The sequence below is a fragment of the Psychrobacter celer genome, from assembly GCF_016107555.1.
Classification (GTDB): domain Bacteria; phylum Pseudomonadota; class Gammaproteobacteria; order Pseudomonadales; family Moraxellaceae; genus Psychrobacter; species Psychrobacter celer.
Map to the genome: position 1 here is coordinate 78,836 of NZ_JABASU010000009.1, position 11,987 is coordinate 90,822.

10 protein-coding genes are annotated in these 11,987 nt (G+C 43.4%); 7 read left to right on the forward strand and 3 right to left on the reverse strand.

Annotation, left to right across the window (positions count from 1 at the left end):
• Positions 1 to 98: 98 nt before the first annotated feature.
• Together JFC05_RS06365 and sohB are read right to left on the reverse strand one after the other, a co-directional pair.
• The gene (locus tag JFC05_RS06365; RefSeq protein ID WP_198336255.1) at positions 99 to 1,349 is read right to left on the reverse strand and encodes an acyl-CoA dehydrogenase family protein; all 1,251 of its coding nucleotides are present in this window, start codon (positions 1,347 to 1,349) and stop codon (positions 99 to 101) included.
• A 265-nt stretch (positions 1,350 to 1,614) separates the two neighbouring features.
• Entirely contained in the window at positions 1,615 to 2,589 is a 975-nt protein-coding gene (gene sohB, locus JFC05_RS06370) for a protease SohB (protein WP_198336241.1), read from the reverse strand.
• A 355-nt stretch (positions 2,590 to 2,944) separates the two neighbouring features.
• On the opposite strand from sohB, the gene aspS reads away from it, so the two are divergent.
• From aspS to JFC05_RS06405, 7 genes are all read left to right on the forward strand, one after another.
• Positions 2,945 to 4,771, forward strand: a complete 1,827-nt coding sequence (gene aspS, locus JFC05_RS06375; protein ID WP_198336256.1) for an aspartate--tRNA ligase — start codon at positions 2,945 to 2,947, stop codon at positions 4,769 to 4,771.
• Positions 4,772 to 4,838: 67 nt separating this feature from the next.
• Complete coding sequence (locus JFC05_RS06380) at positions 4,839 to 5,765, forward strand: lysophospholipid acyltransferase family protein (RefSeq protein WP_198336242.1); 927 nt, start codon at positions 4,839 to 4,841, stop codon at positions 5,763 to 5,765.
• Between the two features lie 92 nt (positions 5,766 to 5,857).
• The gene (locus tag JFC05_RS06385) at positions 5,858 to 6,652 is read left to right on the forward strand and encodes a glycosyltransferase (RefSeq protein ID WP_198336243.1); all 795 of its coding nucleotides are present in this window, start codon (positions 5,858 to 5,860) and stop codon (positions 6,650 to 6,652) included.
• 24 nt (positions 6,653 to 6,676) lie between these two features.
• Positions 6,677 to 7,675 carry a Stealth CR1 domain-containing protein gene (locus JFC05_RS06390; RefSeq protein ID WP_198336244.1) on the forward strand — a complete coding sequence of 333 codons (999 nt, stop codon included), beginning with the start codon at positions 6,677 to 6,679 and terminating at the stop codon, positions 7,673 to 7,675.
• Positions 7,676 to 7,731: 56 nt separating this feature from the next.
• Positions 7,732 to 8,898 carry a nucleotide sugar dehydrogenase gene (locus JFC05_RS06395; RefSeq protein ID WP_198336245.1) on the forward strand — a complete coding sequence of 389 codons (1,167 nt, stop codon included), beginning with the start codon at positions 7,732 to 7,734 and terminating at the stop codon, positions 8,896 to 8,898.
• Positions 8,898 to 9,911 carry an NAD-dependent epimerase gene (locus JFC05_RS06400; protein WP_198336246.1) on the forward strand — a complete coding sequence of 338 codons (1,014 nt, stop codon included), beginning with the start codon at positions 8,898 to 8,900 and terminating at the stop codon, positions 9,909 to 9,911. Before JFC05_RS06395 ends, JFC05_RS06400 begins: the two co-directional genes overlap by 1 nt.
• A gap of 83 nt (positions 9,912 to 9,994) precedes the next feature.
• Positions 9,995 to 10,762: a hypothetical protein gene (locus JFC05_RS06405; protein ID WP_186474636.1), complete on the forward strand. Its 768-nt coding sequence runs from the start codon at positions 9,995 to 9,997 to the stop codon at positions 10,760 to 10,762.
• 70 nt (positions 10,763 to 10,832) lie between these two features.
• On the opposite strand, the gene JFC05_RS06410 is transcribed toward JFC05_RS06405, so the two are convergent.
• The gene (locus JFC05_RS06410; RefSeq protein ID WP_198336247.1) at positions 10,833 to 11,963 is read right to left on the reverse strand and encodes a glycosyltransferase; all 1,131 of its coding nucleotides are present in this window, start codon (positions 11,961 to 11,963) and stop codon (positions 10,833 to 10,835) included.
• Positions 11,964 to 11,987 lie beyond the last annotated feature (24 nt).

An 11,987-nucleotide genomic window follows, 5' to 3' on the forward strand; every position in this document is an offset into this window, starting at 1 on the left:
GTCGCTTTGCGCCTTGTCTAGCACCATTTTAGCGATTAGCAGTGCCTATTTGTGAATGTTCAACACGTTATGAATGTGCAACGCGCCCTACTCTTATATTAAGATTTAGCAGGTTTCGACGAGCGGCTAAAACCTTGACGCTTCAGCTCAAGTTTGGCAATCATGGTTTTATGCACTTCATCAGGGCCGTCAGCTAGACGCAGCGCGCGAGCTTGTGCATAAAATGACGGCAACATCGTGTCTTGGCACACACCCATACCGCCATAGATTTGAATCGCCATATCGACCACTTCTTGCAATACTGTGGGTGCGACGACCTTTATCGCAGAGATTTCAGTGAGTGCCGCTTTGGTGCCTTGGGCATCCATTTTTTGCGCCGCGTATAGTGTCAATAAGCGTGCTTGGTCAATCTTAACCCGAGCATCACTGATACGCTCAAAGTTACCGCCCAGCTGGATTAGTGGCTTACCAAAAGCCGTCCGTGCCATGCCGCGTTTGACAGCCAGCTCCAACGACTTCTCAGCCGCACCGATACAGCGCATACAGTGATGAATGCGGCCTGGTCCTAAGCGGCCTTGGGCTATCTCAAAGCCCATACCCGGCCCGCCGATAAAGTGACTGGCTGGCACACGCACATCATTAAAGCTGACCTCTCCATGACCATGCGGCGCATCATAATCACCAAATACTTTGAGCATACGCTCGATTTTGACGCCAGCGGTTTTTGCCGGTACTAGTACCATCGAGTGCTGATGGTGACGGTCTTTATTCTCATCAGGGGTATAGGCCATGACGATTAATACATCGACCGCAGGATCACCCAGACCTGACGACCACCACTTACTGCCATTGATGACGATTTCGTCACCTTCGACCACCGCCGTCGCTTGCATATTGGTCGCGTCACTGGAAGCCACCTCAGGCTCGGTCATACAAAACACCGAGCGCGTCTTACCTTCTAACAACGGCGTAAGCCACTGGTCTTGCTGCTCTTTTGAGCCATAGCGCCATAACAACTCCATATTGCCACTATCAGGTGCATTGCAATTGAATACATAAGGCGCCAGCAAACTGCGGCCCGTCAGCTCAGCAATCGGCGCATAGTCGGTGACAGACAAGCCAGCACCCAGCTCATCGTCTGGCAAAAACAGGTTCCATAATCCAGCGTCACGTGCTTGCTTACGCAAGCTCTCGTATTTTTCGGGCCACTGCCATGTGGTCCAGTCACCATCAGGGTTTTGTGCATGACAATCTTGCCAAAACTGCGCTTCTATTGGCTCGATATGGGTTTCGATGAACGCTTTGACTTTGGCATGCATGGCCTGACCATGCTCTGTTGCGGTAAACATCAGGGTTTGACTAGACATAGTGACTTCCTTTTCTCTACTTATGGTTAATGACTCTTATAAATTTCACATCGAAATTTTAATAAAACATTATAGTGTACGTACGTATACTCTCTTTTGTCCGCTACATTTATAACACAGTGATTATCAATAAACAGCAAAAAAGGCGCGACCAGCTAGGCCACGCCTTTTACAAAACACAAACACTTCATCAGTCAATCATAAAGCCTGCAGAGCTGAAGACCAAACAACCTTTTGATATTTCATGTTATTTTAGGATATTTAAACGACTGTTTAATTCAAAGCGCGCCAAGGCATCTGGCAGCTTGTCGAGCGCCACATGTAGAGTCGCCTCTGCTGCTTGCGCCAGTCCCAGCTTTTCTGCAAGCGTTGGTTTTTGCCTTGAATGCAGGGCATACACCTCACTGTCTTCCATCCGTGCCAAGATATAGCTGTCGGAGGTTTGTAGCTCATCGACCAAGTTTAGCGTCAAGGCATCTTCACCATACCAGTGCTCGCCTGTTGCGACTTTTTCTAAGTCTAGAGCTGGACGGTAAGTGTTGACAAAATGCTTAAACAGCGCATGCGTCTGCTCAAGCTCTTCTTGATACTTGGCGCGGTCTTCGGCGTCGTTTTCACCAAATACCGTTACGGTACGTTTGTAGTCGCCAGCGGTAAACATCTCATAATCGACATCGTGATTTTTGAGCCATTTATGAAAGTTTGGCAATTGAGAGACCACCCCGATCGAGCCGATCACAGCAAACGGAGCAGCCACCACTTTATCAGCCACACAAGCCATCATATAACCACCACTCGCCGCGACTTTATCAACACAGACAGTCAGATTTAGACCGGCATCTTTTAGACGAACCAACTGTGCCGCAGCCAACCCATAACCATGCACCAAGCCGCCGCCCGACTCTAGACGCACCACTACTTCATCACCCTTGTTGGCGGTGCTAATCAGTGTGCTAATCTCTTCACGCAGATGCTTGACGGCTGTGGCCTTGATATCTCCATCAAAGTCCAGCACAAAGACCTGTGGTTTGCTTTCGTTGTTTTTTTTCTTATTTTTTGCCTTTAGCGCTTGTTTGGCTTTTTTTGCCATGGTCTTTTTGAACTGCTTGAGGGCGGCCTTGCCTTGCGTGGCTTCCATTAAATCTTCACGGCGCTGCTTTTGCGCTTCGTTTAGATGGCGTACTTTTAGCTCGATAGGATTTTTGGGTGGATGAAATAGCATGATGGTCATTTCCTCAAGTCGGTAGATATGTCAGTAGATATAATGATAACGTTGCTGTTATTAATGTGCAGCTGATATGTGCCCGATTGGCCGTATTTTCAAGCACGATGACATTATTTAACGTAGATACTCTGGCAACCGCTAGTTGTATAACAATGCCAGATTAGGCATAATATGCGTTTACATCAAATTACTGCAGCCTGCGCGATGACCATTTGTCTGAATCGCGTATTTGTGCTTTTTTGCACAGTGCCTATTCGCACAGTGCCTAACTGGCGCCATGCCAATGATGGCTGCATTATTATATTTCGAACTGGGCTGACAACTGGATAATTATATTATGACGCAAAGCACTATGACGCATAGCGAATACCGAGACGAATATTGCGGAGCCGTAACCGAAAGCTTACTTGAGCAAACCATCAGTGTCGTAGGCTGGGTACATCGTCGTCGCGATCACGGTGGCGTGATTTTTTTAGACATGCGTGACCGCGCCGGTATCTTGCAGGTCGTCGTCGATCCTGATACGCCAGAGGCATTCGCAACGGCTGATGCAGTACGTCCTGAATATGTGCTAAAAATCACTGGCCGCGTACGCCGCCGTTATGAAGGCACCGAAAACAACAATATGACCAGTGGTCAAGTTGAGCTGTTGGGCAAAGAGATCGAAGTACTGGCCAAATCTGAGACCCCGCCGTTCCCATTGAATGACGAAAATACCACGGTATCAGAAGACTTGCGTCTTAAGTATCGCTATCTAGATATGCGCCGCCCGCACATGCAAGAGCGCATGGTGTTCCGTGCCAAGGCCACCTCAGCGATTCGTCGTTATCTCGACGATCACGGTTTCCTAGATGTTGAAACCCCTATCTTGACTCGTGCTACGCCAGAGGGTGCGCGTGACTATCTGGTGCCTTCACGTACTCGCCCAGGTAACTTTTTTGCTTTGCCGCAATCACCACAGCTATTTAAGCAGCTGCTTATGGTGTCAGGATTTGATCGTTATTATCAAATCGCTAAATGCTTCCGTGATGAAGACTTGCGTGCCGATCGTCAGCCAGAGTTTACCCAAGTAGATATCGAGACTTCTTTCTTAAACGAAGAAGAAATCATGAATATCAATGAAGGCTTGATCAAGCACCTATTTAAAACCATGCTTGATGTCGAGTTTGAAGACTTCCCGCGCATGACTTATGCCGAGGCGATGCGTGACTACGCCTCAGACAAGCCTGACTTACGTATTCCATTAAAATTGGTCGATGTGGCTGATTTGATGAAAGATGTTGATTTTAAAGTCTTTGCTGGTCCTGCAAACGACCCTAAAGGCCGTGTGGCCGCGCTACGTATCCCAGGCGGCGCTTCACTCAGCCGTAAGCAAATCGATGCCTATACCAAGTTTGTCGGTATCTACGGCGCGCGCGGTTTGGCTTATGTTAAAGTTAATGATGTAAGCTTGATCAACAACGGCGTCGACAAAGAGTCTGGCCTGCAGTCGCCTATCATCAAAAACATGACTGATGACGTCTTGGTTAGCCTTATCGAGCGTACTGGTGCAGAAGATGGCGACATTATTTTCTTTGGTGCGGACAAAGCCAGTGTGGTAAACGATGCCATAGGTGCTCTACGTCAAAAAATCGGTCTAGACTTAGACATAACCACGTGTGAGTGGGCACCGCTTTGGGTGACCGACTTCCCAATGTTTGAGCAAACTGACGATGGCCGCTGGACCTCTATGCACCATCCATTTACCAAGCCTAAAGGCTCGGTAGATGAGCTAAAACACAGCCCAGAAACCGCGCTTTCTATCGCTTATGACATGGTACTAAACGGTACCGAAATCGGTGGTGGTAGCTTACGTATCAATACCCTCGAGATGCAGCAAGCTGTATTTGAAGCGCTAGGTATCGATGAGCAAGAAGCCGAAGAGAAATTTAGCTTCTTACTTGACGCCTTAAAATTCGGTGCGCCGCCGCACGGTGGTCTTGCCTTTGGTTTGGATCGGTTGATCATGTTAATGGTAGGTGCAAGCTCTATTCGTGATGTGATTGCTTTCCCGAAAACCAAAACTGCTGACTGCCCATTGACCCAAGCCCCTGCTGAAGTCGATAGCAAGCAGCTACGTGAGCTTGGTATCCGTGTGCGCGAAAAAGCACAAGCCGACAGCAATAGACCTGCTCAGTAAGCCCTCAGATAATGTTTAACTATTCTTTATCTGGCGGACTACAGGATTCATCACTGCGTGAGTGGTCATGAATCCGTACCATATCTTTAAATACGTGCCACTTTCCGTCCTACAGATAGTGGCACGTTTTGTCGCTTGGGTTATCATAAAGATACCCAGCTTGAGTATCATGCGCACCGTCAGTATCAATATGGCGCTGATTGCTGATTCTTTATCAGACCAGCAAAAACAAGCGCTGACTAAAGAGATTATCTATCATCAGTGCTTGACCAGTATCGAGTCGGTCAAAAGCTGGGCGATGCCGCCTGAGTGGAGCATCAAGCAGATACGTGATGTCCACAATAAAGACATTTTGTTAGAAGGTCTTGCCAGTCCAAACGGTATGCTGGCCATCGTCCCGCATCTGGGTACGTGGGAGATGATGAACGCGTGGCTCAATCAATTTGGTGCCCCGACTATCATGTATAAACCAGTCAAAGGCGACATCATCAATGACTTTGTCTTGCAAGGCCGCTCGCGGTTAAATGCCACGCTGGTACCCACCGATGGTAGCGGGGTCAAGGCTATCTTTAAGACTCTAAAGCAAGGCGGCTTTAGTATTATATTGCCCGACCATGTCCCTGATCCGTCAGGCGGCGTGGTTGTGCCGTTTTTTGGGATTGAGACGTTGACCAGTACGCTGGCCTCCAAGCTTGCCAGTAAAACCAAATGCGCACTGGTCGGCTTATCTTGTATTCGCCGTGATGATGGGCGCGGATTTGATATTTATTGCTATAAGCTTGATGATCCAGCGCTGTATGAGCGCGATGCAAAAACAGCAGCGCATGCGCTCAATCTGGCCATGCAGCACATGATTGAGGATAAATGTAGCCATTATATGTGGGGCTATCGCCGCTTTAAACGCATCCCTAATCTTGGCAATCCTTATCGCGCTGATAGTAGCAAGCTACAAGCCTTTCTAAAATCGGCTAAGGATAAAAGATATAAGACTTAATTGCGCTATCTTTTATAGTAGACTCAATATAGCGGTATCAAATATAGCATATTCTAAGCTTCATGTTTTCATCTTATTAAAAAGAGTCAATTATGACATCTGACTTCGTTAACCATACTCTAAAAGACCAAGACTCTGCCCACCTAGCAGAGTCACGCTATATCATCTGTATGAAATGGGGCGATAAGTACGGTCCTGAGTATGTCAATCGTCTCTATAATATGGTCAGTCGCCATCTGACACTGGACTTTCAGATGGTTTGCTTGACGGATGATAGTACAGGTATTAATGAGGCGGTACAGTGCTACCCGATACCCGAGATGGATTTGCCAGCGGGACCTGAACGCGGCTGGAAAAAGCTTACAACCTTTAAGCCTGAGCTGTACGATCTAAAAGGCGTAGCGCTATTTTTAGATATCGACATCGTTATTGTCGATAATATCGACAGCTTTTTTACTTATAAGGCGGAGTTTGATGACAGTGTGGTTATCATTCGTGACTGGAAAAAACCTTGGCGCATGATTGGTAACAGCTCCGTCTATCGCTTTAATATTGGCATGGGTACTTATTCTGACTTGCTTAGTAATTTTGAGCGTAATTTTGACACCATTCGCACGCAAGTACGCCATGAGCAGGCTTATCTATCCAACTATTTGCGCGAGCATCATCATTTAGAGTATTGGCCCAAAGACTGGTGCGTCAGCTTTAAATACCAATGTATGGCAAAGCCGCCCTTTAACTTTATCAAAGCACCTACTCTGCCCAATGGCGCTAAAATCGTTATCTTCCATGGCGAAATCAATCCGCCAGATGCCATTGAAGGCGGCGGCGGCAAATGGTATCGGCGTGTCTTGCCGAGTCCTTGGCTGCAAGAGCATTGGCAGTAGTGGTGCTAGCTAACAGGTAAATATATGAAAAAGTCCGACTCACCAGATATAGACATTGTTATCGCTTGGGTGGACGGTGATGATGCACAGCTCAAAGCAAAAAGAGCGCGCTATCAAAAAACCTCTAGCGCTGCCTCTGACGCTACTAGCTCAACCCGCTTTGCCAGTAATGATGAAATCTATTACAACCTTGCTTCTATTTTGAAGTATGTACCTTTTTGTCGTCATATTTATATTGTTAGTGACGGGCAGCAGCCTGAGTTTATAAATGAGTTCGCTAAGCAGGGAATTTGTGCAGGTGATAAGATAAAAATCATCGATCATACAGAGCTTTTTGAGGGTTACGAGCAGTTTTTGCCAACGTTCAATACTCGCTCAATTGAAACAATGCTTTGGCATATAGCGGATGTGTCTGATTATTTTATTTATATGAACGATGATTTTTTCTTTAACCAGTCTGCAACTCTAGAGGATTTTATAGAGAAAGATAAGCTTATCTTGCACGGTCATTGGCGCAACACGGCAGCTTTAAATGCCAAACTTAACTTTCGTAAAGCTAAATCTAAACTATTAGGTACGCCTATTCAGCCAAGACATACCATCGCGCAGATGCTCAGTGCAAAAGTGCTTGATATGGATCAGTTTTTTGAGATTCATCATTTTCCTCATATTGTTGATAAAACGATCTTAAAAAACTATCTGCTACAGCACCCACAGCTTTTAGAGACACAAATAAAATATAAATTTAGAGATGTTGCTCAGGTGAACCCTATTACTCTGATGAACCATCTCAAAATACAGAAGAGCCAAGCCCATTTACGAGCTGATATAGCGGTTAATTACTTGAAGAACGAAGATAGCGTTGAGAGTTTTTTATCTAACTTAGATAATAGTGATTATAAGTATGGCTGCATTCAAAGCTTAGACCGTCTTAATTCTGACTCTTATCAGAAGGTTACAGCCGCTATGACAAATAAATTTTCGGCATATCTACCCTCATCGCTACTAACGAGTGCAAACTAACGTCTTAGAGCAACCATATATTGCATCAACTTTAACTTAGAGACCTTGGATACTTTATGAAAATAGTAGTCGTCGGTACCGGCTATGTAGGCTTATCAAATGCTATGCTACTAGCGCAGCATCATGACGTTATCGCTGTCGACATTGTCGCTGAAAAGGTAGAATTGCTAAATAATAAGCAATCCCCTATCGAAGACAAAGATATCGAACACTTCTTGACAAATAAAAAACTAAATTTCAGTGCAACTCTTGATGCAAAGCAAGCCTATGAAGATGCTGATTTTATTATTATAGCAACGCCTACTGATTATGACCCCAAAACCAACTATTTTAATACCTCAAGCGTCGAAACTGTAATTGAGCAGATACTCACCGTTAATCAAAACGCCCTCATCATTATTAAATCGACCGTACCCGTCGGCTTTACGCTCAGTATTAGAGCGCGCTATGGCACTGAGCGTATTATATTTTCTCCTGAATTTCTAAGAGAAGGCCAAGCTTTGCATGACAACCTTTTCCCTTCTAGAATCATAGTCGGAGAGCAGTCCAAACGTGCCCAGCAGTTTGCAGACCTACTCATCGAAGGCGCGCAAAAAAAGGATGTTCCATTACTATTTACTAAGCCCACTGAAGCTGAGGCAATCAAACTATTTTCTAATACTTATCTAGCTATGCGCGTGGCCTACTTTAATGAGCTTGACACTTATGCACAGACTTTTGGCTTATCTACTAGGCAAATCATCGAAGGGGTGGGCTTAGATCCACGTATCGGCGATCACTATAACAACCCCTCATTTGGCTATGGCGGCTATTGTCTACCAAAAGACACCAAGCAGCTCTTGGCCAATTATGATGAGGTGCCAAGTAATTTAATAAGAGCGATTGTAGACTCTAATCGCACCCGTAAAGACTTTATTGCAGATAAGATCATTCAAAGAAACCCTAAAATCGTTGGCGTTTATCGATTGGTTATGAAAAGTGGTTCTGATAATTTTCGCGCCTCGGCTATTCAAGGCATTATGAAACGTATTAAAGCCAAAGGTATAGAAGTCGTTGTTTATGAGCCAGTACTAGAAGAAGAAGAGTTTTTTAATTCGCGCGTCATTAAAGATTTGAGTGAGTTTAAAGCGATGAGCGATGTAATCGTTGCTAATCGTTTATCAACTGATATACAGGACGTAGCGGATAAAGTGTTTACTCGAGATCTATTTGGGAGCGACTGATGAAAATACTGGTCACTGGTGCGGCAGGTTTTATTGGTTTTCATTTAATCAAGGCGATACTAGAAACAGATCTATCTGCTAGGGATTACTGTATCGTTGGTATTGATAATATCAATGATTATTATGATGTAGATCTAAAAGAAGCGCGTTTGAGAATATTAGGTGAGATATCAGATCCAGAAGTTTTTACGTTTATTAAGTTAGACCTTGCTGATCGTGAAGCCATGTCTGAGCTTTTTTCCACCTACCAATTTGATATTGTCATTAACTTGGGCGCCCAAGCAGGTGTGCGCTACTCCATAGAAAACCCTAATGCTTATATCGACTCTAACATCGTTGGCTTCGCTAATGTTTTAGAAGGCTGTCGTCATACTAAAGTTAAGCATCTCATTTATGCCAGCTCCAGCTCAGTGTACGGCATGAATGCCAAACAACCGTTCAGCACAGAGGATCGCGTTGATTATCCCATTAGCTTGTATGCAGCAACCAAAAAATCTAACGAATTAATGGCTCACAGCTATAGTCATTTATACGATATTCCTACCACTGGGCTTAGATTCTTTACCGTTTATGGTCCTTATGGCCGTCCCGATATGGCTTATTTTTCTTTTACCAAAAAGATACTAGCAGGCGAGCCAATTGACGTCTTTAATAACGGTAACATGCAACGCGACTTTACTTATATTGACGATATCGTTGAGGGTATCATTCGTATTATGAATAAGGCACCAGCGCCGCAGAAATCATCCATAACTACCGCAGTAGCTCCTTACAAGGTTTATAATATAGGCAACAATAAACCGATCACCTTACGTCGATTTATTACCGCGATAGAAACAGCATGTAGCAAAAAAGCGATAGAAAATTTATTACCGATGCAGCCTGGTGACGTGCCTATTACTTACGCCGATATAGATGAATTGATAGAGGATACTGGCTTTAAACCGGAGACTAGTATAGAAGATGGTATTAAGCAATTTGTCGATTGGTATAGACAATATTATTCAGTTTAAACAAATAACAACGATCTTTAAGGCTTATATCATAGAGATTAAGGCGCTAATATCTTTATATATTTTTAAAGGATTTTGATAACATGGCTACACCTTCAAGTTGGCAGAGAAAATTGATATTGATCTTTCGAAGCGAAAAAAGACTGAATGCGGGTAAGATTATCAAAACCTATAATGATAGAAGCTTTGATGAGATGAAAGCAACAACCATTACTGAATCAATGTGTGATATTGAAGCGTTAACCAATGAGCGTAAAAGCACAGATTTAGAAAACCATTTGAATAACTTGAAATACAAATCGCTTGGTGAGTCTGAGCTCTGCTTTTATCACAACACGCTTATTATACTAATGCGCCGTAAGTACAAAATAGATAAAACATTCGCTGAATTTGAAAGACTATGGGAAGCAGAGAGCGACTATTTATTGACACATCTGTCGTTGCGCTGGATTGTCTCTGCTTGCGATACGTTTATTGATCATTCAAACAATACTCATAGAGCAGCTATTTTGATGAATGTCGTAACTCTAATGAATACTTTACGTACTTATGAAACCAAAAACTTTCTGCAGTTATCCACTAATGCTGAATCTATGCCATTGCTAACTGAAAAAACCGATATGCTTTATGCTGGTGACTTGCCTCTGTACGATGGTCTTACTTATTTTCGTATCGGCACCGATGATAGCTTGAGAAATATGCGAAAACGCTATAATAAATTTCAGAAAGTTGATAAATTGGCCACGACCATGTTACTGGCAGTGTTTGAAAAACTGCAGAATAATGACAGTGCTTTTGCTACTCTACGGCAGTTGCACAGAGATGATTGGTCTAAATGGTGGTTGGATTAGTCTATCTCTCTTATATATTACTACACGACTACGACCTACACTTTTTATCAAGGCTGTAACCGAGTAATTTCTAACCATTAGTTCTCATAAAATCTATATATTGTTGAGCAATATTAATTGGTAATAACTCCATGTCAAACGAGGACTGATATGTATCAGCATTCTCCATTGCTTCATCCATCTTTTTAGCTAATGTATCCACATCTCCCACAGGGACGAGGTTGTGTGGTGGTAGCAACTCACTTGGACCCGATGGGCAGTCTGTACTGATAACAGGTGTCCCTAAAGCCAGTGATTCAGCAATAACCCTTCCAAATCCCTCAAAGACTGATGACAAAACCATAAACTGTGCTTTTTGGATATAAGGATATGGATTTTTTTGAAAACCTAAAAAATGTACACGGTTCTCCAAATCTAAAGAAGTAACCAGTTCTTTCATTGACTCTAGCAATACACCTTCACCCAAGAATAGAAGTGGCAATGTTTTCCGAGTCTTTGCATAACTTCTAATCAACACTTCATGAGCTTTTTGAGTCTTAAAACTACCAACGTGAATAATGTAACTGTCAAACTCTGGCTCGAACTCTAATGCCGACTGCACAATCTGTCTTTGGTCAATCGGGTTGTATATTGTCGTTGTATTCGTCACACCCAATGTAGCTTGAAAGTCTTTTTCGACTCCTTTACTAATACATATACAAGGATGCCGAGAATATATATTGCTTAATCTTTTATCATTTGCTTTTTTGCCTTGGCTTCTAAACAATTCAATTTTTTTAGAAATAGTATTTCTAATTACGTGTGCGATATTGGGCAGACTACTATGACGCAAGACCATATCGGCTTTATCTAAATTCGCTAGCGTCAATATTGGAGTACCAATCTCTTTGCGCACGTATCTGTCTAATACTTTTGCAAAATACCAGTACCTAAGACGTTTCGTAGGTATAGAGTTATAATCATTTAGGTCCAGTTGATGATAAGAAATATCATTACTGAGCTCATAAGCTACTCTAGATTTAAAGCGTAAAATATGGACGTCATAACCTAACTCATGAAAACCTTGTCCCAGCGTCAAGACCGAACGTTCTGCACCGCCACCTTGCAAGCAGTTAATAACCAATAACACTTTTTCTTTACTATTCGAATGTTCTTTTTTTTCTGTAGTATTAGACCTCTTGCAAAAGTAGTTGTAAGACACAACGTATATTATTGAACGCTACTT